The following is a 25,974-nucleotide window of genomic DNA, read 5'->3' on the forward strand; positions in this document are numbered from 1 at the left end:
TTGCCTTATTATTATGTTTCTTTTTACTAATCACTATTTTGGAGGGGTCACCCAATGAAAAAGAATTTCCTTGGCAAAATAGCGGTATCAGCGGCACTAGTAGTAGGTGCAATTGCTCCAGTCGCTGCGCAAAATAAAGTCGTAAACGTATATAACTGGGCTGAGTATTTGGCTGAAGATACATTACCTGGATTTGAGCGTACTACAGGTATTAAAGTTAGATACGACACCTTTGATACAAATGATATTGTTCAGGCTAAACTACTAGCAGGTAATTCTGGATACGACGTAGTTACTCCTTCAACTCACTATGCAGCTCGATATATTGAGGGTAAGCTATTACAACCATTTGATAAATCTAAAATCCCTAATTTTAAGCATTTAGATCCAGATATTATGGCTGTTGTTGCTCAAGTTGACCCTGGTAACAATTATTTGATTCCATGGGGCTTCGGCACAAATGGATTAGGTTATAACGTTACTAAGGTTAAAGAAATATTTGGTGCAGATGCGGATATTGCTAACTGGGACATGTTATTTAAACCAGAAAATGCTTCTAAGTTAAAAGAATGTGGTATTTCTTTACTAGATGAGCCTGCACAAGTATTGCCAGCTGTACTTCACTATATTGGGAAAGATCCAAATAGTAGTGATGAAAAAGATATTCGTGCAGCCTTTGATGTACTTAAAAAAATACGACCTTTTATTCGCCAATTTAGCTCTTCTGGATATATCAATGAGCTAGCAGCTGGGGACCTATGCATGGTGTATGGTTTCAATGGGGATGTGATGATTGCAGCTGACCGTGCAAAAGAAGCAAAAAAATCTTTCGAAGTAAATTACTTTATCCCTAAAGGTGGTGCTCCCGTATGGTTTGACACTATGGCTATACCAGCGGATGCTAAAAATGTAGATGAAGCTCATGCATTTATCAACTATATAGAAATGCCTGAAGTTCATGCGGCCATTACAAATAAAATGTTCTATCCAAATGCAAATAAATCAGCTAGGGAGTTTGTAAAAAAAGAAATTGCCGAAAATAAACAACTTTATCCTGATGAAGCTGTAAGCAAAACTTTATTTGTAATTAAACCTCAACCCCTAAAAATTCTTAGACTTGAAACTAGGTTGTGGGCTGATCTTAAAGCTGGTAAATAATCCTAAATAATTGTTTTTATAGGAGTTGGAACATTATATGGAAGATGGGCGTAATGTACCCGTTGATCAGGATGAGTTTGTAAAACTTGTAGATGTAGTAAAAATTTTTGGTGAAACTGTTGCCGTTCAATCTGTAAATCTTTCGGTCAAACGTCAAGAAATTTTTGCACTCTTAGGAAGTTCTGGAAGCGGAAAATCTACAATTCTTAGAATGCTTGCAGGATTTGAGCAGCCAACATCAGGTCAAATATATGTTGATGGGGTGGACATTTCTAATGTCCCACCTTATAAGCGTCCAGTTAATATGATGTTTCAATCATATGCATTGTTCCCGCATATGACAGTTGAGCAAAATGTTGCTTTTGGTTTGAAACAAGAAAAAGTCCCTAGAAATGAAATTCATGATAGAGTTTTTGAGGCTTTAGATTTGGTTCAAATGGCTAGTTTTGCTAGACGTAAACCAGCTCAACTTTCTGGTGGTCAGCAACAGAGGGTTGCTCTTGCTAGAAGTCTAGTAAAAAGACCTAAGCTTCTACTATTAGATGAGCCTATGTCTGCACTAGATAAAAAGATCCGCGAAAAGACTCAAATTGAATTAGTAAAAATTCTTGAAGAAGTGGGTGTGACTTGTATTATGGTTACTCACGATCAAGAAGAAGCTATGACTATGGCTCACAGAATTGCTGTGATGACTGATGGTTATATAGTTCAATCTGGAACACCACACGATGTTTATACATTCCCTAACTCTCAATTCGTAGCTAGCTTTATTGGATCTACAAATATATTTACAGGCGTGATTACAGTTGATGAACCAGATCATGTGGTTATAGAGTCTGAAGATTTGATGAAACCTATGTACGTTAGTCATGGTATTTCAGAGCCATTGGGTATGGAAGTTTTTGTGTCGGTTCGCCCAGAAAATATTCGCATCTTAGTTGAACATCCAGAAGATGACGTTAATGTGGGTCATGGAATTGTTAATCACGTAGCTTGGATGGGTTCATACTTACGGTATCAAATTCGATTAGACACAGGAAAAATGATTGACGTTAATATGCCTAATTCTCGTATTGGCAATGAGGAGCCACCAGGCATAGATGATGAGGTGTATGTTACTTGGGGACCAGATAGCGGTACGGTACTTCCATCATGAAAAAGAAATCTAAATATTCTATAAGTAAGCCTAAAAAGGACTACATTGCCATCATACCTCCATATGCTTGGCTTATTCTTTTTTTGCTTGTGCCATTTTTTATAGTGTTAAAGATTTCCTTTGCGGAATCGTTATTTGGACAGCCCCCATATTCTCCATTAATTAAATTTGAAGATTGGATATTAAATTTAACTCTCCATCTTGAGAGTTATAAAACTATTTTCACCGACAGTTTGTTTATAAGGGCTTATCTTAGTTCCTTAAAAATGGCTGCTATTACAACTGTTTTGTGTGTGTTGATTGGCTATCCTATGGCCTATTACATCGCACGCTCAAAAGAAAGTGTACGCAATGTTCTGATGCTACTTGTTATATTGCCATTTTGGACTTCGCTATTATTGCGAGTATATGCGTGGATTGGTATTTTGCGAAATGAAGGGCTACTAAATAATTTTTTAATTTGGTTGGGCGTTATTGATACTCCTTTGGAGATATATAGAACAGACATAGCGGTATATGTTGGTTTGGTTTATACGTATTTGCCTTTCTTTATTTTGCCTTTGTACACTAATTTATTAAAGCTTGATCAGAATCTTCTCGATGCTGCTTCAGATCTTGGTGCAAAACCATTTAATACGTTTTTAAATGTTACATTGCCTCTGTCCATGCCAGGAGTTATCTCAGGGGCGATGCTTGTGTTCATACCAACAGTAGGTGAATATGTAATACCAGAGCTTCTAGGTGGTACTGATACTTATATGATAGGTCGGGTTATGTGGGATCAGTACTTTACAGATGCAAATTGGCCAGCGGCCGCAGCGATTGCTGTAGTTATGATTTTGATACTTTTGATTCCTCTAGTTATTTATCAAATGAATCAAAACAAACTCTTTAAGGAGGCAAATTAATGTTTCCTTATAGATTATTTAAATGGATAGCTTTGGGATTAGGATTTGCTTTTTTGTATATCCCAATTGTTAGCCTAATTGTTTATTCGTTTAATGATTCAGCTTTAACTTCATCATGGGTGGGTTTTTCTCTTAGATGGTATAAAGACTTATATCACGATGAAGCATTACTAAGAGCTGCATGGTTATCAATAAAAATAGCTGTTTTTTCTGCAACCATGGCTACTTTGATAGGTACATGGGCAGGATATGTATTAGTACGCAAAGGTCCTTTTAAAGGTTTTGCACTTTATATTGGCATGCTTAATTTGCCGTTAGTTATACCTGATGTTATTTTGGGTATATCTGTATTGTTGATGGTTATAGAGTTGCGTAACTTAGTTGGCTTTCCAGAAGCAAATGGAGTATTTACAATATGGCTTGGTCACGTGACACTGTGTATAGCCTATGTTTCTGTGGTTATTTCTACTAGGGTGCGTGAGCTCGATACGTCTATAGAATATGCGGCTTTGGATTTAGGTGCGACTCCATTAAAAGTATTTTTTACTATTACATTACCTATGATTGCACCAGCGGTAGTGTCGGCATGGCTTTTGGCTTTTACACTTTCTCTTGATGATGTTGTGATTGCCTCATTCCTAAATGGACCAGGATATACAACTTTGCCTATTGAAATTTTTTCACGTGTGAGACTTGGTGTTAAACCTGAGGTTAATGCCTTAGCTACAATTTTAGTAGTTGGAATCGGGGCTATAGTAATTATTGCCAACCGAATTCAAATTAAAAAATCCTCTGCATTGGAGTAGATGATGGTAAAAACCCAAGACGAGTTAAAAAAAGAAGTTGCTACTGAGGCTATTAAGTATGTTTTAGAAATGGTGGGACCTAATGATACGATTGGTGTCGGTACGGGTTCTACGGCAAATTTTTTTATTGAATTATTATCTAATCATAAAGATAAATTTCGTGATACTGTTGCTAGTTCTGTAAAAAGCGAGGAGCTACTTACTAAATTCGGCATACCTGTAGTTGATTTAAATATGCGTGAAACAATAAAAGTGTATGTTGATGGTGCTGATGAAATTAATCCGAACTTACATCTTATTAAGGGTGGTGGTGGAGCTTTGCTACGTGAAAAAGTCGTGGCTTCAGCTTCAGATTATTTTATCTGCATAGCTGATGAGTCTAAATTAGTAGAAAAGCTTGGGGCTTTTAAATTACCCATAGAGGTAATTCCTATGGCAGTCTCTGTTGTATCTCGTAAGATTAAAGAGCTTGGAGGAGATGCTTTTTTACGTGAAGGCTTTTTAACTGATAATGGTAACCAAATTATCGATGTAGCTGGTTTTTCTGTATCTGATGCACGTGAGCTAGAAACTCAAATAAATCAGATACCAGGGGTAGTCTGTTGCGGTTTTTTTGCACTGAGACCACCAGAGTTGGCACTTGTTTCTAGTCAAAATGGTGTCCGAACTATAAAACTTAAATAAGTTTACTTAGGAGTTAAATATGACTGAGCATACTCTCAAAAAATTCGATCAAGACATCGAATCAATCCGTACTGGTTTTATCCGTATGGGCGGAATAGTTGAATCCATCGTCAAAGATGCATTAGTAGTAATTGATTCTGGAGATTTAGAAACTATTGAGCGCGTTTTACAATCAGAAAAAGAAGTTAACGCTCTTGAAAAACAATTAGACAAACAAATTGCAGAGGGCATTGCTGTTCATCAGCCTACAGCAATCGATTTACGTTTTATGGTTTCAAATCTTAAGATGATTACTGACTTAGAACGTATCGGAGATGAGGGCGAAAAAATCGTAAAAATTGCCCGCAAACTTCATGAAAGTGGTGTGAGATATGAACCGCTTGTAGATATGCGTCACATGGGAATACTAGTTCTTCAGATGATAGACAATGCATTTGAAGCATACTCTCGTAGTGATGTAGTTAAAGCTGCAGAAGTAGTACGTGCAGACAAAATGGTAGATAAAGAGTGGAAGAACTTACTTCGTACATTAAGTAGTTTCTTAATTGAAGACCCTCGTCGCACGACTGAGTTTATAGACCATATCTTTATTGCTCGTTCTCTTGAAAGAATTGGTGATCACGTTAAAAATATCGCTGAAAGAGTAATTTATCTAGTTCAAGGCGAAGACGTTCGTCATGAAGGTGCAAAATACGCAGAACTAGTAGCTAAAGGCGAAGCAGAGCAAGAGTAATTCTTTGCTTAGGCTTTTAATTTATATATTTGGGCTCATAATTGTGATTGCAATTGTGAGCCTACAATTTATATATCCAGCTTAAATGGGTGGAGCCACATATCCTTGTGCTTCTACATCAGCATCTTCAAATAAGTAACTTTCCATTTGAGCTTGTAGATATTTGCGAGCCCTAGCATCCGCTAGGTTTAGCCGGTTTTCGTTTACCAATCTAGTTTGAACATCCATCCAAGACTTCCAAGCATCAACAGATATCTCTTTATAAATACGTTTGCCAATTTCACCAGGATACGGTGGATAATCAAGTCCAGGGAGTTCCTGCTTTAATTTCACGCAATAAACAGTTCTACTCATATCGAAACCTCTATAATCTCTTATGAAAGAAACATTTTAATTCATATAGTTTTTAATGGATAATTCCCCTCAAGATATTGTGCTTAATGGGATTAAATTTAATTCCTCATTGCCAGTTAATCAAAAGCTAGAAGAACTATCAAAGCTTATAAAAAATCATCAAGTAATAATTGTTAGCGGAGAAACTGGGTCTGGTAAAACTACTCAATTACCAAAACTATGTTTAGCATTAGGACGTGGACGTAAGGGATTAATTGGGCATACGCAACCTAGGAGAATTGCAGCAATTTCTGTAGCTAAGCGAATATCCGAGGAGCTTGGACCTCAAAGAGCACCAGAGGTTGCATATCAAGTAAGGTTTCAAGATAAAAGTACTTCCAATACAAAAATAAAGTTAATGACCGATGGAATTTTGCTAGCCGAAACTCAATCGGACAAACTCCTTAAAAAATACGACACAATCATAATAGATGAGGCTCATGAGAGAAGCTTAAATATAGATTTTCTTCTAGGTTTATTAAAATCAATACTTCCAAAAAGACCTAATTTAAAGGTAATAATTACTTCTGCGACCATAGATGCAGTTAAATTTTCTGAGCACTTTAAAGCATTAAACGGAGTACCTGCACCAGTAATAGAAGTGTCAGGAAGGCTTTTCCCTGTTGAGATTAGATATAAACCATTAGGGGCAGATGAGGAAAATAATTCACAATTAGATTCATTGACAGATGGTGTAGTTAAGGCAGTTCACGATTTTACGTTTGAGGGAAGTGGAGATGTTTTAGTTTTCCTTCCTGGAGAGCGTGAAATTCGTGAATGTTCTGATGCATTATTAGATGCCGTAACACGTCGAGAAGTTGAAAGACTTGAAGTGCTTCCACTTTTCTCTAGACTGTCTCAGAATGATCAGGAGAAAATATTTAAACCTTCATCTTCATTAAGACGCGTAATATTAGCTACGAATGTTGCTGAAACATCATTAACTGTTCCAGGTATTAGATATGTTGTGGATTCTGGACTAGCACGTGTTAAACGATATTCTTGGCGCAATAAGGTTGAACAGTTACACATAGAGAAAATTTCTAAAGCATCTGCAAATCAAAGGGCTGGACGTTGTGGACGTGTTGCCTCTGGTGTATGTGTTAGGCTATATGATGAGGAGGATTTTGCACGACGTTCTGAATATACAGACCCCGAAATCTTGCGTTCATCGTTAGCCTCTGTGATATTGCAGATGAAGTCTTTGCGTATTGGAGATGTGGCAGCATTTCCTTTTCTAGAAAGTCCAACCTCCCGTGCAATAGCAGACGGATATCAAATACTACATGAATTAGGTGCGATTTCTGGTCAATACTCAGATAAAACTCATCTAACACGCATAGGTCAATCTCTCGCTCAGCTACCTCTTGATCCTAAAATTGCAAGAATAATATTGGCTGGTCATCAAAATAACTGCTTAAAAGAAATTTTAATTATCGCATCAGCGTTGAGTGTGGCTGATCCAAGAGAAAGGCCATTTGACCAAAAAAACAAAAGCGATCAGCTTCACGCAAAATTCAAAGATGAAAAATCTGAGTTCATATCTTATTTAAAACTGTGGCAATGGTACTGGGAGCTCTACTCTAAAAAAGTATCCAATCGTAAGTTTAACGATGAACTTAAGAAAAATATGATTTCTGTTCTTCGCATGAGAGAGTGGATTGATATTCATAATCAACTCACTTCAATTGTGAATGAAAAAAAATGGTCAATTCTTGAATCAGAAGCTACATATGAGCAAATACATAAATCATTACTTACTGGGCTTCTTGGTAATGTGGGTTCTAAAAGTGAGACAGAGCCTAATTTCTATCAAGGTACAAGAAATATTAAATTTTTGATTCATCCGCTTTCTGGTATGCAAAAGAAGGCAGGTAGATGGGTGATGGCGGCAGAGCTTGTTAATACAAGCAAGATATATGCGAGAGTGGTTGCACAAATTGATCCAAGATGGATTGAGAGCATTGCCACCCATTTAATTCAAAAAAATTGGAGTGATCCACGATGGGATGTTAAACGAGGTCAGGTCGTAGCAAATGAAAGAGCTACTTTGTATGGGCTACAAATTTATCAGGGACGGAAGGTGCATTATGGTCCAATAAATCCTGAGCATTCACGGGAGATTTTTATAAGAGAAGCCTTGGTATCCGGCGATTTAAATGTGGATCTGCCTTTTGTAGATCATAATTTGAAATTAATTGAGCAAATTGAACACATGGAACATAAATCTCGTAGAAGAGATATTCTAGTTGACGATGCCTTAATCTTTGCATTTTATTCGTCATTAATTCCTAATGACATTTGCCAAACCGCAAGCTTAGAAGCTTGGTATAAGAGGCTTTCTGAAGAAGTACGAAAAAAATTGCTTCTAAATAAAGATGGCTTAATGAAGCATAGTGCAGAAGGGATTACTACGGACTATTTTCCTAGAAAGGTACATAATTCAGGGCTTGAACTTGTTGCTTCTTATCATTTTGAACCTGGCTCTCCAAAGGATGGTGTTACTGTAACTGTTCCTGATTATGCACTAAGTCAAATCAATCCCTGCACGGTACAGTGGCTGGTACCTGGAATGTTAAAAGAGAAGGTTCAAGCACTTGTAAGGTCATTGCCACAGAAAATTAGGAGGCATTTAGTACCGATTCCTGATTATGCACGTGAATTTTATTTGGATCACGAGGCTGATTTAAAAGAGCCTAAAAAGGATTTAATTGAAGCCATTATCGATCATGCTTATAGTAGTCACAATGTAAAAATTGCTCGTGAAGATTTTAAAACGGAAAATCTTCCAGTCCATATGAGTATGATTTTTAAGGTGGTGGATTCTTATGGACGTATGCTATCTGCAGGTCGTAATTTAGCTCAATTGAAAGCAGAGCATGCGGATCAGTCTTTACATAGTTTTCAGAAATTGGCTCAACAGAATTTGTCTAAAATCAGCTTAAATACTGAGGATAAAATAACCGACTGGTCGTTTGGAGAACTTCCTGAAATAATGGAGATTCGTAAAAGTAACCAATCCTTAGTGGGTTATCCAGCTTTAGTTGATTCAAATACGTATTGTTCTATAGATGTTTTTGATACACCTGAGATGGCCTTAGATGTACATAGAAAAGGGCTTATGCGCCTATTTTATTTGGGCTTAAATGAGCAAATTAAGTATTGGAAAAAAAATATACCTGGCATTGAAAAATTAGGTCTTATGTATATGAATTTGGGTACACAGACCGAGTTAATTGAACAACTGATTGAGGGGGCTATAAATCAAAGTGCGATGCAGGAACCATTGCCACAGAATAAGGAAGAGTTTGAGGTTAGAAAGAATCAAGCAAAAGAGAAGTTGGGACTTATTATTAATGAAATAGTGCAATTGTCTTTACAGATTTTGGATTTGTACAAACAGCTTGATAAAAAACTTCAAGGACTTAAAAGTTCTATTAAAAAAAGTGTGAGCAATAATGATCAAAGGTATATTGATGAAGCATATTCTGATCTAAAGAATAACTTGGAATTTTTAATTCCTCCTAAATTTATAACTAAGCATAGTTTTAAAAATTTACAGAATTTTCCTCGCTACATTAAGTCGTCCATAGCTAGGATTGATAAGCTTCTTAGAGATATTGGTCGTGATGAAAAAAACTTAAATGAAATCCGAAAATTTCAGACTAAAATTAATAAAAAGTTGACCGAACTTCGTGGGCAACCTGATCCAAAACTAGATGAATTTATCTGGATGGTACAGGAGCTTCGAGTTGCATTGTTTTCTCAGGAACTCAAAACTCCGTATCCAGTATCTTCAAAACGCCTTGAAAAATCTTGGTCACAATTTAATTTATAAGCAATGACTACACTTAATCCTAAACAATTTGTACACCTAAGATGTCATACAGAGTTTTCTGTGTTTGACGGAACTATAAGAATCGAAGAGTTAATCAGCAAAGTGCAATCTGTTGGCATGCCAGCCATTGCTATTTCTGACTTAGCTAATCTTTTTGGCTTTGTTAAATTTTATAAGGGTGCACGTAAATTAGGTATTAAACCCATAGCTGCATGTGATTTTGTGCTTGATACACAGGGTGTCTCGGGAGAGGCACATAGAATAGAGATTATTGCTACAAACAATAAGGGCTATCTTAGATTGTGTGAGATTATCTCCAAAGTTTGGCTTGAAAATGAAGGATTAGATGTTGCTCGACTAAAAAAAGAGTGGCTAACTGACACTAGCGGATTGATCGCTTTATCAGGTGGTATCTACGGAGATATAGGACAAGCACTTTTTAATAAGCCCATTGAAGCTCCAAAATTACTTGAGGATTGGGTTGAGCGATTCCCCGATGGATTTTATATAGAACTTCAACGCGAACTACCTGACCAACATGGTAGGTATTCAAAATTTGGTCAACTGAGTAATGAATATTCTGAGATGGCTGTTCAATTAGCAGCCAAATTTGGTGTGCCTGTAGTTGCTACACATCCAATTCAGTTTTTGGAATCTGATGGTTTTGATTCACACGATGTACGTGTGTGCATTGCCGAAGGAGAGTTTTTAAGTGATCCTAAGCGAAAGCAGAGATTCTCTCGTGAGCAGTATTTTTATTCTCCTGAGCAAATGTGCAAATTGTTTGAGGATATACCATCTGCCATAACAAATACTTTTGAAATCGCTAAGCGATGCAATATAACTTTAAAGCTAGGAAAGCCTCAGCTTCCTATTTTTCCTACACCTGAGGGGGTTTCCGTAGATGAATATTTCGCTTATTTAGCAAAAGAAGGATTAGCAAAACGATTAGAATTTCTATTTCCTGATGAAGCTATCCGAAAGGAGAAGGCTCCCATTTATCAGGCTAGGCTCAATAAGGAGATTGAAGTCATTGAGTCTATGGGGTTTACAGGTTATTTCCTAATAGTCCAAGACTTTATTAACTGGGGTAAAAATAATGGTGTTCCTGTCGGTCCTGGTAGGGGATCGGGTGCAGGTTCCTTAGTGGCGTACTCGCTTGGTATTACTGGCTTAGACCCACTACAGTATGATTTGCTATTTGAGAGGTTCTTAAATCCTGAAAGGGTATCAATGCCCGATTTTGATGTTGACTTCTGTCAGGACAATCGTGAAAAAGTTATTGATTACGTTATCGATAAGTACGGCGAAGATTCAGTTAGTCAAATTGTGACCTTTGGTACATTGGGTGCTAGGGCTGTTGTAAAAGATGTGGGACGTGTTATGCAAGTTCCATATGCTGTATGCGATGAGCTATCAAAATTAATTCCAAACTCTCCAGTAGATCCCTATACCTTACAAAGGGCTTTAAATGAAATTAAAGATATTCAGGACCTTTATAACAACTCAGAAGGTGATAGTTCTGATATCAAGACCGTAGTTGACTACTCTTTAAAAATTGAGGGACTAACTAGAAACACAGGCACCCATGCAGGAGGCGTACTTATTGCCCCTGGAAAATTAACCGATTTTACACCTCTACATCGTCTGCCAGGTAGTACTACTGCGGTTTCACAATATGATAAAAATGATATTGAAGACGTAGGTTTAGTTAAGTTTGACTTTTTGGGTCTTCGAAATTTAACTATTTTGGATTGGACTGTGAGATATGTTAAGGAATTTAATGAGGCACAAAAAGATTTTGATTTAGATAGATTGCCATTAGACGATAAAGCCACTTACAAACTTCTTTCTGATGGCAATACCACCGCAGTTTTTCAACTCGAATCGGATGGTATGAAAAATCTTCTTATGAAACTTAAGCCTAGTACATTTGAAGACATTGTGGCTGTTCTTGCCTTGTATCGACCAGGTCCATTGAACTCTGGGATGGTTGATGATTTTGTAGATAGAAAGCACGGAAGGGCTAAAGTGGATTATTTCCACAAAGATCTTGAGTCTGTTCTTAAACCTACGTATGGCGTTATTGTTTATCAAGAACAGGTTATGCTTATCTCGCAAATTATAGGGGGATATTCATTAGGTGGAGCAGACATCTTACGTCGTGCCATGGGTAAGAAAAAATTAGAAGAGATGGCTAGACAGAGGGAGATTTTTCAAAAGGGTGCTATGGAGCGGGGTTATGATCCTAACTTAGCTACGAATTTATTTGATTTAATGGAGATGTTTGCTAGCTATGGATTTAATAAATCTCACTCTGTAGCGTACGCACTCATTGCCTATCAGACAGCATGGCTTAAGGCGTATCATCCAGCTGAATTTATGGCAGCGACTATGACTTCAGATATGAATGATACAGATAAAGTTCAGATATTTTGGGAGGACTGTATACATAACGGTCTTAAGCTTTTAGCACCAAATATCAACACATCATATTACAGATTCGAACCCGTAAAAGATGAGCAGTCGAATCTGGGATTGCCACCAAAAACAATTGGTTATGGACTAGGAGCTATTAAGGGTGTAGGGCAAAATGTTGTTGAAGAAATTGTTAAAGCACGTAACGAGGGTGGAGACTTTATTAGTCTTCAGGATTTAATTAAACGCGTAGATAGGACAATTGTCACTAAAAGATCTATTGAAGCACTTATTAAATCTGGTGCAATGGATGTACTAGATAAGAATAGAGCCTTACTTATGGCAATGGTAGACGATTGTTATATTGCTGCAAATCAAGCTGAAGAGAGTAAGGATCAATGGGATTTGTTTGCTGATGATGAGGGTGGTGCTATTGAGGTTTCAGTCCCTGAGGGAATTGAAGCATGGACTTTAAAAGAAGTGCTCGATGCTGAAAGGGAATCTATAGGTTTTTATTTTAGTAATGATTTGTTTGGTGTTTGGAGATCTGAAGTTAGGAAATTTATAAAAACTCCTATCAAAAATTTAGGTAGCAACCAGGGAGCACTTTCTATTGCAGGAGTTTTGACTAACTTAAGGATTAATATAAGTAAAAATTCAGATAAGGGAGATAACCGTTTAATCTTTTTAACTCTAGATGATGGTTCTGAAACTGTAGAAGTTTTTTGCCCCCCATCTATTTACGAAAGATATAAATCAAGGATAAAAAAAGACTCACTATTAGTAGTTCAGGTTCAAGCCAAATTTAACTCTTATATGAATAAAATGAGGTACACAGCTGAATGTTTATACGATTATCAAACAGCACGAGAAAGATGGGCTAGAACTTTCGAAGTTGATATTTCAAAAGACATTAATTTTGATGTTTTTAAATCTATATTTGCCCCATATAGGGGTGCCCCAGAAAATAATCTTCCAGGAGTAAGTGTTCAGTTAAATCTTTCACATGATGAAGATTACACCTGCAGTTTTAGGCTTGGAGATGACTGGTCTGTCCGTTTGGATGATGCACTATTTAAAAAATTAGAACAGGCTCAACTAAATTATAAAATTGTTTATTAATATGCAATTGTTAAGTACATAACTTGTCAACTGCACTTCTAACTTGCATAATTGATGGCCATTGACCTACTGTACCAAGTTTTATGGCTTCTTCAGACCAAGGACCTCCAACTGCTGGGTCCGTTACACCAAATAAAGAAATTTGTTTGTTAGTAGCTAAACTTGCAAGATGGGATGAGCCTGAATCGTTTGCGATTACACAATCTACCATTGAGCATAAAGCTACATATTCTGAAAGTTTGAGAGGTTCTAAAATTTCAGCAGAAGGTGCTGATTCGATAGCCTGATTTTTTTCAGATTCGGGAGGAGTCATAACTACTCTAAAGCCCAATTTTTGTAGTTCTTTAGTTAACTCTTCATAATGTGGCCAAACCTTTGGTTTACCGTTTATAAGACCAACTGCAGTAGGAGAAATTAAAATTACCTTTTGATTTTTGGCTCCCAAAACATCGCATGCTTTAGAAAGAGAAGAATCAGGTATTGAATAACTGATTTTGCTTGGAGGGTTTTTACAATCCGAAGTTAACCCCCATTTTCTGAGTGCATCTACAGTTAGATACCACCATTTCTGTACAAAATGAACATGGTGCGGATTTGGATGAAATTTCCACTTAAGTAATAGACTACGAGCATCGCCTGTATATCCTGCACTCCTAATTCCAGCCAACGAGAATGAAAGAGCACTACTTATCGACCTAGGATAAATCAAACCATAAATTTGTTTATGCTTAAACTGTTTTTTATGCTCGTTTACCTTTTTAGATTCGTCCTGCCATTTGCCTTCATAATCGATAAAATCAAAAATATCATATCCCTGCAACAAATCTTTTGCCCAAGGTCTTGCACATATAACTACCTGACATCCAGTACTAAGAAGCAAATCTAATGATGGTAGACACATGCATACATCGCCTACCCAATTTGGTAGACGCACATAAATAACTTCAGGTGGCAATGCCTTCATATTTCAACAGCTAAGAATATAATAAGGAAATATTTTATATTTGCGAGTAGGCTATTGGCATTTTTTAACAATAAAAAAGATATAAAAGATGGCTCACAAGCCGTAGACAAAACTCTCTGGGTGCGTTTATATAAGAGAGTGGGATTGTATTGGGGCTATTGGGTCACTGGTTTGATACTAATGCTCATAGGTTCAGGTACTCAACCCGTAATGGCTTACCTTATGAAACCACTTCTTGACGAAGGCTTTCTTGGGCACGAAGATGACTACATGGTTTTGATACCAGTTGCAGTAGTTGTATTAATGCTAATTCGAGGTGTAGCTAATTTCGGTGGTGGATATCTGATGGCTTATGTTGCAAACAAAGTCCTATTTAAACTCAGAAAAGATATGTTTAGTAGTCTGGTTTTATTGCCAGACACAGAGTTTAATAAGGGTGATACGGGACGGCTATTAAATAGATTCACAGTAGATGCGACACAAGTCACTCAGAATGCTACCGAGGTAATCACAACTTTTGTAAAAGAAATTTCTGTAATCGTAGGTATACTTTTCCTTCTTTTATTTCTATCTTGGAAGCTTACATTAATTATTATCGTGGTTTTTCCTCCATCAGTGCTTGTTGGTAGGTTTTTTGCTAGACGATTACGAAAAATCAACAGGCAAAATATTGATATCAATGCGGTGTTGACTCAAATTATCAGAGAGGGCATAGACGGTTCGCGTGTAATCAAGCTTTTTAATGGAGTTAAATCAGAAAATGAAAGGTTTGATCGTGTTAATTCAAGTCTTAGGCACCAGGCTATGAAGATAGCAACTGCTGAGGTTGCTATGTCTCCCTTAACGCAGTGGATACTTTCTATATCTGTTGCGTTTGTTATTGCCTTAGCCTTAAGTCAAAGTAAGGAGGGTAGTCTTACAGTTGGCACGTTTATCGCCTACATAACTGCCCTGGCTCAGGTTTTCGACCCAATTAAAAGGCTTACGCATATAACCGCAAAAGCACAACGCATGATGATGGCTACTGAAAGTGTGTTTAAGCTTATCGATTCACCTAAAGAGGTTTCAAATTCAAATAGGGAACTAATATTTACTCCTAATTCTAAAATTCAATTTCAAGATGTTAGCTTTAAATTCCCAGACTCAGAAAACAACACACTTGATGGTATAAATTTTGAAGTGAAATCAGGCCAAACAGTAGCTTTTGTAGGTCGCTCAGGGGCTGGCAAAACCACCTTGATGAATCTTATTCCACGTTTTATTGAACCTTCTAAAGGGCACGTAAAAATCGATGACATAGAACTGCCTGACTACAGTATTGAAAGTCTTCGTAGTCAAATGGCATTGGTAGGGCAGAACGTATTTTTGTTTGATGGAACCTTGGCTGAAAATATTGCCTACGGTAGTAATTCCAACGCTTCGATTGAAGATATTGAGAGAGTAGTAAAAGCTGCAAATTTAGATACCTTTGTTTCAAGCTTGCCCGTCGGATTACATACTATGATAGGGGAGAACGGTGCGTGGATTTCTGGGGGGCAACGACAACGCATTGCCATAGCAAGAGCCTTACTGAAAAATGTACCGATTTTACTTTTGGATGAAGCGACTTCCGCTTTAGATAATGAGTCTGAAAAACTTGTGCAAGCATCACTCGATTCGTTAATGCATGGGCGTACAACTTTAGTTATTGCTCATAGGCTATCTACAATAAAAAATGCGGATATTATTTACGTAATGGACAAGGGTCGCATAGTAGAATCAGGTACACATGAAGAGCTAATGGTCGCAGGCGGGGTGTATTCAAGTTTGGCTTCTCATGCTATGCTTACAAGCCCTAACTAGCACAGTATGATATCGTACATTTCTTGAGAATAGTGGTCATCAACTTCTAGTGATATTGGTTTACCTATTGCATCGCTTAGAGCTGTGAAGTATTGAGATTCCTCATCGAGAAACAAGTCTAAAACTTGAGAAGATAAGATTAAACGAAATTCCGTTGGGTTAAATAATTTCGCTTCTCTTTGAATTTCTCTCATAATTTGGTAGACGATAGTTTTTGCTGTTTTAACAGAGCCACGACCTTCGCAGGTAGGGCATTTTTCCATAAGCATGGAAGCAAGCGAACTATGAGCTCTTTTGCGAGTCATTTCAACTAGACCAAAACATGAAAAATCATTAACCGTAGTGCGAACACGGTCTCGAGAAAGAGCGTTTTTCAATGAGCACATTACCTGCTCTTTGTGTCCATTATCTACCATATCAATAAAATCAATAATAATTATTCCGCCAACATTTCTAAGCCTAAGTTGGCGGGCTATTTCTAATGAAGCCTCCAAATTTGTCTTCAGAATTGTGTCATTAAAATTTCTAGAACCTAGAAAACTTCCAGTGTTTACGTCAATCGATGTCAAGGCTTCAGTAGAATCAAATATCAGATACCCACCCGATGGTAGATTAACTCTTTGCGATAGAGCAATTTCAATATCCTCTTCAATATTATTAAGATCAAAAATAGGTCGGCTTGCTTTATATAAATTTAGTTTTTCCGTAACGGCTGGTGTATATTCAGTAGACCATGCCTTCATTCGCTCTAATTCTGGTTCCGAGTCAATTTCTATGTTTGTTGTGTTTGCATTTGCAAAATCCCTTAAAACTCTATGTGTTAGGCTTAATTCTTCATAAACAAGTTTAGGGGCTTTGGAATTTTTGGCACGCTTTTGTATTGCCTCCCATTGCAAGCGTAAATAATCCATATCCCGCTTTAGGTCGGACTCTTCGCAGGTTTCCGCAAAGGTCCTAATAATATATCCACCTACGTCATCAGAACCTCTCAAATTTTGAACCCAATCTCTTAACTTTTCACGTTCCTCTTCAATCTCAATACGCTGAGATATACCAATATGCTCATTAAACGGCATATATACCATAATCCTTCCAGCAATATTAATTTGATTGCTTAATCGAGCCCCTTTGTCATTTACTGGGTTCTTTATAACTTGAACGAGAAGCGTTTGCCCTTCGAAGAAAAGCTTTTCTATTTTTGGCAATGCTTCCGAATTCTGCCTTGCTACTCGACTTTCATACAAATCACCAACATGCATGAAGGCGTTTCTTTCTAGTCCAATATTGATAAACGCACTTTGAAGGTTTGGAAGTATGCGAGTAATTTTGCCTAGGTAAATATTGCCAACGACCCCTTTTTGGCTGTCGCGTTCTATATGCAACTCCTGCAAAACACCTTGATCAACCAGGGCTACTCGAGTTTCGAAATCGCTAGTATTGATAAAAATCTGTTCACTCATGGGGATGTATTAGTTCATAGCGTACAATTAATCAATTATAAGCATAAGGTCAAACAATGAGCGAAGAAAGCAAATACATTTCTGCAGTAATAAAAAAGCGTATACAGGCTGCAGGACAGCGTTTTCACGCCAATGACAATATTTCAGAATTTATTCTTGATGGAGAATTGGATTTGCTTCAGAAAGAAGTTGAGTCAAAGTTGAAAGAGGTTCTTGAAAGCCTTGTTATAGATATAGATTCTGACCACAATACGCTTGAGACGGCCAAACGTGTTTCTAAGATGTATATTCGAGAGATATTTTCAGGACGCTATGAGCCTATTCCTGATGTTACTGAGTTTCCAAATATAGAAAGCGTAAATGAACTTATTGTCGTAGGTCCAATTACTATTAGGAGTGCGTGTTCTCATCATTTGTGTCCAATTATGGGGCATTGTTATATTGGAGTTATGCCACATAAGGAATCTAATTTAATTGGGCTTTCTAAGTATGCGCGCATTGCACATTGGATTATGCAACGACCGCAAATTCAGGAAGAGGCTATTATGCAATTGGCAAATATTCTTGAGCAGAAATTAAAACCAAAGGGTATTGCAGTTATTATGAAAGCCGATCACTACTGCATGAAGTGGCGCGGCGTAAAAGACAACGACAGCAAGATGATAAATAGTGTTATGCGAGGTTGTTTTTTGACTGATTCAGATTTACGTAGAGAGTTTCTAGCTTTGATTTCTTAGTTCTGAAATTCGTCTAAAAAAAACTACAAATTATCTCGATTTTGGGGTGGCAATATTTCTTTTTTATTTTCTTATTGACAGGGTATAAATTTTTTTGCAATAATAGCAATCTTTCAGTTTTGCAGTGAAATTTACTGATTAAATTGAAATTGTTCTTTAAAAATATATACAGCCGATAAGTGTGGGTACTTGATGTAGTCTAAATGGGATTCACATTAAGTCTTACACTTATTTAGAAAGTGAAGTTTAAGTACAAGTAGATATGGTTTTTAAGTATTACGAAAGTGGTGTAATAAGAAATACAAAAGCGCTATTTGAGTAAGAGTGAAAAAACAGTGCATATCAGTAGTTAATTTACTTTGAATATATGTAAGCGATTTATTAAGCAGGAATTGAACTGAAGAGTTTGATCCTGGCTCAGATTGAACGCTAGCGGAATGCCTTACACATGCAAGTCGAACGGCAGCATAAGGAGAGCTTGCTTTTCTTGATGGCGAGTGGCGAACGGGTGAGTAAAGTATCGGAACGTGCCCAGTAGCGGGGGATAACTACGCGAAAGCGTAGCTAATACCGCATACGCCCTGAGGGGGAAAGAGGGGGATCAGAGATGACCTTTTACTATTGGAGCGGCCGATATCGGATTAGCTAGTTGGTGGGGTAAAGGCCTACCAAGGCGACGATCCGTAGCTGGTTTGAGAGGACGACCAGCCACACTGGGACTGAGACACGGCCCAGACTCCTACGGGAGGCAGCAGTGGGGAATTTTGGACATGGGGGCACCCTGATCCAGCCATTCCGCGTGTGCGATTGAAGGCCTTCGAGGTTGTAAAGCACTTTTGTCAGGGAAGAAAAGGTTTGTGTTAATACCATGGACTGCTGACGGTACCTGAAGAATAAGCACCGGCAAACTACGTGCCAGCAGCCGCGGTAATACGTAGGGTGCGAGCGTTAATCGGAATTACTGGGCGTAAAGCGTGCGCAGGCGGTTCGGAAAGAGAGATGTGAAATCCCAGGGCTCAACCTTGGAACTGCATTTCTAACTGTCGAGCTAGAGTATGTTAGAGGGGGGTAGAATTCCACGTGTAGCAGTGAAATGCGTAGAGATGTGGAGGAATACCGATGGCGAAGGCAGCCCCCTGGGATAATACTGACGCTGATGCACGAAAGCGTGGGGAGCAAACAGGATTAGATACCCTGGTAGTCCACGCCCTAAACGATGTCAACTAGCTGTTGGGACTTACGGGTCTTGGTAGCGAAGCCAACGCGTGAAGTTGACCGCCTGGGGAGTACGGTCGCAAGATTAAAACTCAAAGGAATTGACGGGGACCCGCACAAGCGGTGGATGATGTGGATTAATTCGATGCAACGCGAAAAACCTTACCTACCCTTGACATGTTTGGAATCCTGAAGAGATTTAGGAGTGCTCGCAAGAGAACCGAAACACAGGTGCTGCATGGCTGTCGTCAGCTCGTGTCGTGAGATGTTGGGTTAAGTCCCGCAACGAGCGCAACCCTTGTCATTAGTTGCTACAAGTAAGATGGGCACTCTAATGAGACTGCCGGTGATAAACCGGAGGAAGGTGGGGATGACGTCAAGTCCTCATGGCCCTTATGGGTAGGGCTTCACACGTCATACAATGGTCAGGACAGAGGGAAGCCAAACCGCGAGGGGAGCTAATCTCACAACCTGATCGTAGTCCGGATTGCAGGCTGCAACTCGCCTGCATGAAGTCGGAATCGCTAGTAATCGCGGATCAGCATGTCGCGGTGAATACGTTCCCGGGTCTTGTACACACCGCCCGTCACACCATGGGAGTGGGTTTTACCAGAAGTAGTTAGTCTAACCGCAAGGAGGGCGATTACCACGGTAGGATTCATGACTGGGGTGAAGTCGTAACAAGGTAGCCGTAGCGGAAGCTGTGGCTGGATCACCTCCTTTAAGAGAAATAATCCTATATTTAACTTCGTTACGTATCCACGCTTATCGGTTGTTGAACAGTTTCCATTAGGGTCAGTAGCTCAGTCGGTTAGAGCACCGTCTTGATAAGGCGGGGGTCGCTGGTTCGATTCCAGCTTGACCCACCATGAGATGACTTTGATCAATTAAGTATATGGGGGGATTAGCTCAGTTGGGAGAGCGCCTGCTTTGCACGCAGGAGGCCGTCGGTTCGATCCCGTCATCCTCCACCAACACTTTAAACTGATAGGACTCTGAAGGGTGTTTTATTAATCGTTCTCTTTAACTTAAAAGAGAGTGATTTAATAAAGTATCTTTAAGATGCTTTAAGGCTGTTCTTTAACAATTTGGAAGAAGCACAACAAGTAAAACAACGAAAAAGAGGTTGTGTAAGTGTGTGAAAGTGCCACTATATGGTGCTTGATAGTACTTACAATTACCCTTTTAAATTTTATGGGTTGTGATTGCATAATTAAGAAAACACAAACGAAAAATAAGCTTTTAATAAAAAGCTTAAGTGAGTTTTTTTAAGAAAGAAGAAAGTTCTCAAGTTTTAGAAATATTCTAAAAAGTGATGAGCGGCGTAAAAAAATAAATAAGACGCGATACTCAAAAAGAAGAAGATTACTGGAGAAGCTCTTGCTTTAATAAAAAGGTAGGGTGAGGGTTTTAAAGAAGGTAGTCGGTGTATCAGTTTTTTTGATAAAGCTGATATAAAGCGATAGTCAAATGAAAGAGGCTATAAGTAGTAGTTCGGTGTACATAAAGAGGTAGAGATACTTAATGAAAGAGACACTGATGAAGTTATAGGATCAAGTGACTAAGTGCACATGGTGGATGCCTTGGCGATCACAGGCGAAGAAGGACGTAATAGCTTGCGAAAAGCTGCGGGGAGTTGGCAAATGAGCATTGATCCGCAGATATCCGAATGGGGAAACCCACCTCTTAGGAGGTATCCTTATCTGAATACATAGGGTGAGGAGGCGAACCGAGTGAACTGAAACATCTAAGTAACTCGAGGAAAAGAAATCAACCGAGATTCTGAAAGTAGTGGCGAGCGAAATTGGAGTAGCCGCAACGAGATAGTAGTTGTAGTAGTCGAACGCATTGGGAAGTGCGACCGTAGGGGGTGATAGTCCTGTAGACGAAACTATGATTATGGTACTAGGCGTTGCAACAAGTAGGGCGGGACACGTGTAATCCTGTTCGAATATGGGGGGACCATCCTCCAAGGCTAAATACTCGTGATCGACCGATAGTGAACCAGTACCGTGAGGGAAAGGCGAAAAGAACCCCGGGAGGGGAGTGAAATAGAACCTGAAACCGTGTGCATACAAACAGTCGGAGCCGAGAGGTGACGGCGTACCTTTTGTATAATGGGTCAGCGACTTACATTCAGTGGCAAGCTTAACCGAGTAGGGAAGGCGAAGCGAAAGCGAGTCCGAATAGGGCGAATATAGTCGCTGGGTGTAGACCCGAAACCAGATGATCTATCCATGGCCAGGTTGAAGGTGCCGTAACAGGTACTGGAGGACCCAACCCACTAATGTTGAAAAATTAGGGGATGAGCTGTGGATAGGGGTGAAAGGCTAAACAAATCTGGAAATAGCTGGTTCTCTCCGAAAACTATTTAGGTAGTGCCTCATGAATAACTGTTGGGGGTAGAGCACTGTTATGGCTAGGGGGTCATGGCGACTTACCAAACCATGGCAAACTCCGAATACTGACAAGTTTAATCATGGGAGACAGAGCACTGGGTGCTAACGTCCAGACTCAAGAGGGAAACAACCCAGACCGCCAGCTAAGGTCCCTAAAATTGGCTAAGTGGGAAACGAAGTGGGAAGGCATAGACAGTCAGGAGGTTGGCTTAGAAGCAGCCACCCTTTAAAGAAAGCGTAATAGCTCACTGATCGAGTCGTCCTGCGCGGAAGATGTAACGGGGCTAAGCCAGTTACCGAAGCTGCGGATGCATCCGCTCTTTTAATTTGTTTATGTAGAGTTAAGAAGAAGTAGAAAAAGAAGTAAGTGGATAGACGAATTAAGAGAGCGGATGTGTGGTAGGAGAGCGTTCTGTAAGCCTGAGAAGGTGAATCGAGAGGTTTGCTGGAGGTATCAGAAGTGCGAATGCTGACATGAGTAGCGATAAAGGGAGTGAAAGGCTCCCTCGCCGTAAGTCCAAGGATTCCTGCGCAACGTTCATCGGCGCAGGGTTAGTCGGCCCCTAAGGTGAGGCAGAGATGCGTAGCTGATGGGAAGTGGGTTAATATTCCTACACCGATATGTGAAGTGAAGGGGGGACGGATTGCGAAATGTGAACGAGCTGATGGAAGTGCTCGGTATTGTAGCTAAGAAGTTGATTAGGCAAATCCGGTCAAAGGATTCAAGGCTATGATTCGAAGAAGACGTAATGTTTTTGAAGTCACAGGAAGTGGTTCCAAGAAAAGCCTCTAAGCGATAATTTACATATTGACCGTACCGCAAACCGACACAGGTGGACGGGATGAATATTCCAAGGCGCTTGAGAGAACTCAGGAGAAGGAACTCGGCAAATTGATACCGTAACTTCGGGAGAAGGTATGCCTTTGTATGGTGAATAGCCAGAAGAGGCCGCAGAGAATAGGTGGCTGCGACTGTTTATTAAAAACATAGCACTCTGCAAACACGAAAGTGGAAGTATAGGGTGTGACGCCTGCCCGGTGCTGGAAGGTTAATTGATGTGGTGCAAGCTATTGATCGAAGCCCCAGTAAACGGCGGCCGTAACTATAACGGTCCTAAGGTAGCGAAATTCCTTGTCGGGTAAGTTCCGACCTGCACGAATGGCGTAACGATGGCCACACTGTCTCCTCCTGAGACTCAGCGAAGTTGAAGTGTTTGTGATGATGCAATCTCCCCGCGGCTAGACGGAAAGACCCCATGAACCTTTACTGTAGCTTTACATTGGATCGTGAACCGGCCTGTGTAGGATAGGTGGGAGGCGAAGAAGGTGGGACGCTAGTTCTACTGGAGCCGACCTTGAAATACCACCCTGGTTTGTTTGTGGTTCTAACCTTGGCCCATGATCTGGGTTGGGGACAGTGTATGGTGGGCAGTTTGACTGGGGCGGTCTCCTCCCAAAGTGTAACGGAGGAGTTCGAAGGTACGCTAGGTACGGTCGGAAATCGTGCTGATAGTGCATTGGCAAAAGCGTGCTTGACTGTGAGACAGACAAGTCGAACAGGTGCGAAAGCAGGACAAAGTGATCCGGTGGTTCTGAATGGAAGGGCCATCGCTCAACGGATAAAAGGTACTCTGGGGATAACAGGCTGATACCGCCCAAGAGTTCATATCGACGGCGGTGTTTGGCACCTCGATGTCGGCTCATCTCATCCTGGGGCTGTAGCCGGTCCCAAGGGTATGGCTGTTCGCCATTTAAAGAGGTACGTGAGCTGGGTTTAAAACGTCGTGAGACAGTTTGGTCCCTATCTGCCGTGGGCGTTGGATACTTGACGGAGGCTGCTCCTAGTACGAGAGGACCGGAGTGGACGTACCGCTGGTGTATCGGTTGTCATGCCAATGGCATTGCCGAGTAGCTACGTACGGAAGAGATAACCGCTGAAGGCATCTAAGCGGGAAACTCGTCTGAAGATAAGGTATCCCTGAGCGTTAAGCTCCAATAAGGGTCGTTCGAGACTAGAACGTTGATAGGCTGGGTGTATAAGTGCAGTAATGCATGTAGCTAACCAGTACTAATTGCCCGTGAGGCTTGATCCTATAACTTTATCAGTGTTATAGACTAAAGTGACTAAAACAATAATACAATGCTCATTTCACTAAAATGAGAACTTGTTAATTCAATCAACAACCCCTCTAAATAATAACCCACACACAAAACCTTGTAGTGCTTCTTCCAAATGGCTAAAGATATACTAAGCCATAACAAGTCAGTCAGCTTGATGAACATAGCAAGGTGGTCCCACTCCTTCCCATCCCGAACAGGACAGTGAAACACCTTAGCGCCGATGATAGTGGGTGGACACCTGTGAAAGTAGGTCATCGTCAAGCTCTTTTTTTTCTTACTCATATATAACCCTCCTAAAAAAACAACCCTCACAGATCCTTTTTACTCTGTGAGGGCTTTTTTGTTGTATTTTGATAAATCTTTTACCCACATTTGTAATATTCATATTTTGATGCTATGAATGTAGCACAATAAAAGTTGTATATTCTACTGGTAATACAAATATGAATATTATTGCTACCAACACTAAAAATATAAGCAATAATATTAATCAGATTGCAGAAGATACATAGAATATTAGTAATGTTAAAATTAAAGAAGATTATAACGAAGGTAGAATCTATAGGTTAGATGGAACTATGCATAAATACTTAGCACATAGGCTTGGCTGAAACTAATTTCCAACAATCATACGTGGCTGTTGGGTTTTTACTATCCCTGATGGAGGAAAGTAGGTCATAAAAGGAAATGTCTCTGGCAGTATTCGTGGAGATATCGGAGCTGGTATTAGTGCGGGATACTTTTGGTAATTGCGAATTCATATGTTAAAAGGGAGTTTAGCTCCCGTTTTTTTTATATGATAAAAATGTCCACCCTCATTGCCATCATTTAAAATTTAATCTACATTCTCGATAAGGAGAATGTTTATGCAAAAAATTTTATGGATTTTCTTATTTTTTACTCCCTTCGTAGCTCAAGCCGAAACTATTGTCTGCAATGTGGTTGGGGTTTTTGATGGAGATACTTTTAAATGCTTGACTAAAAATAAAGTAGAGGAAGTTATAAGATTAAAAGGTATAGATGCTCCTGAAAAAAAGCAACCATTTGGCAATAAAGCTAAGAAACAATTATCTGATTTAATATTTGGTAAAGATGTACTTGTTAACTATAGTGAAGAGGATATTTATAAACGGCTTGTAGGAGATGTTCTTTTTGAGGGCAGGCTTATTAATCAGGATATGGTAGCTTCAGGATATGCTTGGGTTTTCCGAAAATATAATAGGGATAAGAAATATTTAGAAATAGAAGCTGAGGCTAGGAAGAATCATCTAGGTATTTGGTCACAAAAAAATCCAACTTATCCAAGTAAATTTAGAAGATCTACTAGAAAATATTAATTTAACAACTGTTTTATATAATTAACGTTTTAATTTTAGGTGAACTTATGAATTTTCTTGAAATTGCTCAAACTAGATATACCACGAAAGTCTATGATCCAACTAAAAAAGTTTCCGATTCGGATATCGAGACTTTAAAGGAAATTTTAAGACTCACTCCATCATCTATTAATAGCCAGCCTTGGCATTTTACCTTTATTTCAAATGAAGAGATAAAAAAAGAACTTTCTCCTAGATCGTATCACAATGATCAGAAAGTTTTAGATTGTAGCCATGTATTGGTTATGTCTGTATATAAAAACATTGAAGATCTAGAAAGTAAGATGCCAGAGTATTTATCGCCAACTGCGATTGAATATTATGAAAAAAGGGGAAAACCTAGAGGTAAGCAATTGCTTGAGTTATGGATGGCTTCACAGGCATATATTGCGTTGGGTTTTATATTGCCAGCTATAGCATCTTTAGGTATTGATAGTACGGCTATAGAAGGAATAGAGCACGAAGCTTATAAAGTTATTCTCGATAAGCATTTGGGTACAGATAAATTTGTACCTGTAGTTGCCGTTTTGCTAGGATATAGAGCAGAGAACGATTTCAATCAATTGTCTTTAAAACCAAAATCTCGTTTACCATTAGAACAAATTATCACTGAGCTTAAATAATTTATATTTTTGTACAAAGCT

At 39.1% G+C, this 25,974-nt stretch carries 15 protein-coding genes, 2 tRNA genes and 3 rRNA genes; 17 read left to right on the forward strand and 3 right to left on the reverse strand.

The window, feature by feature from the left end; all coding sequences use genetic code 11:
• Nucleotides 1-54 precede the first annotated feature (54 nt).
• The 6 genes from KUI_RS03575 to phoU are packed head-to-tail and all read left to right on the forward strand — an operon-like array spanning nt 55 to nt 5,445.
• Nucleotides 55-1,158 carry a polyamine ABC transporter substrate-binding protein gene (locus tag KUI_RS03575; protein ID WP_014840331.1) on the forward strand — a complete coding sequence of 368 codons (1,104 nt, stop codon included), beginning with the start codon at nt 55-57 and terminating at the stop codon, nt 1,156-1,158.
• 37 nt (nt 1,159-1,195) lie between these two features.
• Nucleotides 1,196-2,314 carry an ABC transporter ATP-binding protein gene (locus KUI_RS03580; protein ID WP_013522483.1) on the forward strand — a complete coding sequence of 373 codons (1,119 nt, stop codon included), beginning with the start codon at nt 1,196-1,198 and terminating at the stop codon, nt 2,312-2,314.
• Nucleotides 2,311-3,222, forward strand: coding sequence for an ABC transporter permease subunit (locus KUI_RS03585; protein ID WP_014840332.1), 912 nt, complete (start codon nt 2,311-2,313; stop codon nt 3,220-3,222). The genes KUI_RS03580 and KUI_RS03585 overlap by 4 nt, the downstream gene beginning before the upstream one ends.
• Nucleotides 3,222-4,028 (forward strand): ABC transporter permease subunit, encoded by an 807-nt coding sequence (locus KUI_RS03590; protein ID WP_013522485.1) that lies wholly within the window; start codon nt 3,222-3,224, stop codon nt 4,026-4,028. Before KUI_RS03585 ends, KUI_RS03590 begins: the two co-directional genes overlap by 1 nt.
• Before the next feature lie 3 nt (nt 4,029-4,031).
• A complete protein-coding gene (gene rpiA / locus KUI_RS03595) occupies nt 4,032-4,712 on the forward strand; it encodes a ribose-5-phosphate isomerase RpiA (protein ID WP_013522486.1) in 681 nt (226 codons plus the stop codon).
• Nucleotides 4,713-4,731: 19 nt separating this feature from the next.
• On the forward strand, nt 4,732-5,445 hold the full coding sequence (gene phoU, locus KUI_RS03600; protein ID WP_013522487.1) for a phosphate signaling complex protein PhoU: 714 nt from the start codon (nt 4,732-4,734) through the stop codon (nt 5,443-5,445).
• A gap of 81 nt (nt 5,446-5,526) precedes the next feature.
• On the opposite strand, the gene KUI_RS03605 is transcribed toward phoU, so the two are convergent.
• Nucleotides 5,527-5,799 (reverse strand): oxidative damage protection protein, encoded by a 273-nt coding sequence (locus tag KUI_RS03605; protein ID WP_013522488.1) that lies wholly within the window; start codon nt 5,797-5,799, stop codon nt 5,527-5,529.
• Nucleotides 5,800-5,854: 55 nt separating this feature from the next.
• Between KUI_RS03605 and hrpA the strand changes: the two genes are divergently transcribed.
• Together hrpA and dnaE are read left to right on the forward strand one after the other, a co-directional pair.
• A complete protein-coding gene (gene hrpA / locus KUI_RS03610; RefSeq protein ID WP_014840333.1) occupies nt 5,855-9,676 on the forward strand; it encodes an ATP-dependent RNA helicase HrpA in 3,822 nt (1,273 codons plus the stop codon).
• Nucleotides 9,677-9,679: 3 nt separating this feature from the next.
• Nucleotides 9,680-13,216: a DNA polymerase III subunit alpha gene (dnaE, locus tag KUI_RS03615; protein WP_013522490.1), complete on the forward strand. Its 3,537-nt coding sequence runs from the start codon at nt 9,680-9,682 to the stop codon at nt 13,214-13,216.
• 10 nt (nt 13,217-13,226) lie between these two features.
• Here the strand turns inward: dnaE and KUI_RS03620 are convergent, their stop codons facing one another.
• Nucleotides 13,227-14,180, reverse strand: coding sequence for a glycosyltransferase family 9 protein (locus tag KUI_RS03620; protein ID WP_013522491.1), 954 nt, complete (start codon nt 14,178-14,180; stop codon nt 13,227-13,229).
• A 54-nt stretch (nt 14,181-14,234) separates the two neighbouring features.
• On the opposite strand from KUI_RS03620, the gene msbA reads away from it, so the two are divergent.
• Nucleotides 14,235-16,022 (forward strand): lipid A export permease/ATP-binding protein MsbA, encoded by a 1,788-nt coding sequence (msbA, locus tag KUI_RS03625; protein ID WP_013522492.1) that lies wholly within the window; start codon nt 14,235-14,237, stop codon nt 16,020-16,022.
• On the opposite strand, the gene KUI_RS03630 is transcribed toward msbA, so the two are convergent.
• The gene (locus KUI_RS03630) at nt 16,019-17,482 is read right to left on the reverse strand and encodes an Rne/Rng family ribonuclease (protein WP_014840334.1); all 1,464 of its coding nucleotides are present in this window, start codon (nt 17,480-17,482) and stop codon (nt 16,019-16,021) included. The two genes, msbA and KUI_RS03630, sit on opposite strands and share 4 nt — an antisense overlap.
• Nucleotides 17,483-17,538: 56 nt before the next feature.
• Here KUI_RS03630 and folE point away from each other — a divergent pair, with 56 nt between their 5' ends.
• The 8 genes from folE to KUI_RS03670 all read left to right on the forward strand — a co-directional run bounded on the left by folE (nt 17,539) and on the right by KUI_RS03670 (nt 25,953).
• A complete protein-coding gene (gene folE / locus KUI_RS03635; protein ID WP_013522494.1) occupies nt 17,539-18,219 on the forward strand; it encodes a GTP cyclohydrolase I in 681 nt (226 codons plus the stop codon).
• 394 nt (nt 18,220-18,613) lie between these two features.
• Nucleotides 18,614-20,157: ribosomal RNA gene (locus KUI_RS03640) — 16S ribosomal RNA — on the forward strand.
• A gap of 69 nt (nt 20,158-20,226) precedes the next feature.
• Nucleotides 20,227-20,303: transfer RNA gene (locus KUI_RS03645), tRNA-Ile, on the forward strand.
• A 29-nt stretch (nt 20,304-20,332) separates the two neighbouring features.
• Nucleotides 20,333-20,408, forward strand: a tRNA-Ala gene (locus KUI_RS03650).
• Between the two features lie 577 nt (nt 20,409-20,985).
• Nucleotides 20,986-23,926: ribosomal RNA gene (locus KUI_RS03655) — 23S ribosomal RNA — on the forward strand.
• Between the two features lie 178 nt (nt 23,927-24,104).
• A 5S ribosomal RNA gene (rrf, locus tag KUI_RS03660) occupies nt 24,105-24,217 on the forward strand.
• Together the 16S, 23S and 5S rRNA genes with 2 tRNA genes alongside form the textbook arrangement of a ribosomal RNA operon.
• Nucleotides 24,218-24,820: 603 nt before the next feature.
• Nucleotides 24,821-25,291, forward strand: a complete 471-nt coding sequence (locus KUI_RS03665) for a thermonuclease family protein (RefSeq protein WP_013522495.1) — start codon at nt 24,821-24,823, stop codon at nt 25,289-25,291.
• 47 nt (nt 25,292-25,338) lie between these two features.
• Complete coding sequence (locus KUI_RS03670; RefSeq protein ID WP_013522496.1) at nt 25,339-25,953, forward strand: nitroreductase family protein; 615 nt, start codon at nt 25,339-25,341, stop codon at nt 25,951-25,953.
• Nucleotides 25,954-25,974: the final 21 nt, after the last annotated feature.

Source organism: Taylorella equigenitalis ATCC 35865 (assembly GCF_000276685.1).
Taxonomy (GTDB): Bacteria; Pseudomonadota; Gammaproteobacteria; order Burkholderiales; family Burkholderiaceae_B; genus Taylorella; species Taylorella equigenitalis.

Excerpts from the sequence above, each read along its gene's own strand:
- KUI_RS03575 (WP_014840331.1), top strand. The coding sequence starts at position 55 with ATGAAAAAGAATTTCCTTGGCAAAATAGCGGTATCAGCGGCACTAGTA.
- KUI_RS03580 (WP_013522483.1), top strand. The coding sequence starts at position 1,196 with ATGGAAGATGGGCGTAATGTACCCGTTGATCAGGATGAGTTTGTAAAA.
- KUI_RS03585 (WP_014840332.1), top strand. The coding sequence starts at position 2,311 with ATGAAAAAGAAATCTAAATATTCTATAAGTAAGCCTAAAAAGGACTAC.
- KUI_RS03590 (WP_013522485.1), top strand. The coding sequence starts at position 3,222 with ATGTTTCCTTATAGATTATTTAAATGGATAGCTTTGGGATTAGGATTT.
- rpiA (WP_013522486.1), top strand. The coding sequence starts at position 4,032 with ATGGTAAAAACCCAAGACGAGTTAAAAAAAGAAGTTGCTACTGAGGCT.
- phoU (WP_013522487.1), top strand. The coding sequence starts at position 4,732 with ATGACTGAGCATACTCTCAAAAAATTCGATCAAGACATCGAATCAATC.
- KUI_RS03605 (WP_013522488.1), bottom strand. The coding sequence starts at position 5,799 with ATGAGTAGAACTGTTTATTGCGTGAAATTAAAGCAGGAACTCCCTGGA.
- hrpA (WP_014840333.1), top strand. The coding sequence starts at position 5,855 with ATGGATAATTCCCCTCAAGATATTGTGCTTAATGGGATTAAATTTAAT.
- dnaE (WP_013522490.1), top strand. The coding sequence starts at position 9,680 with ATGACTACACTTAATCCTAAACAATTTGTACACCTAAGATGTCATACA.
- KUI_RS03620 (WP_013522491.1), bottom strand. The coding sequence starts at position 14,180 with ATGAAGGCATTGCCACCTGAAGTTATTTATGTGCGTCTACCAAATTGG.
- KUI_RS03630 (WP_014840334.1), bottom strand. The coding sequence starts at position 17,482 with ATGAGTGAACAGATTTTTATCAATACTAGCGATTTCGAAACTCGAGTA.
- folE (WP_013522494.1), top strand. The coding sequence starts at position 17,539 with ATGAGCGAAGAAAGCAAATACATTTCTGCAGTAATAAAAAAGCGTATA.
- KUI_RS03665 (WP_013522495.1), top strand. The coding sequence starts at position 24,821 with ATGCAAAAAATTTTATGGATTTTCTTATTTTTTACTCCCTTCGTAGCT.
- KUI_RS03670 (WP_013522496.1), top strand. The coding sequence starts at position 25,339 with ATGAATTTTCTTGAAATTGCTCAAACTAGATATACCACGAAAGTCTAT.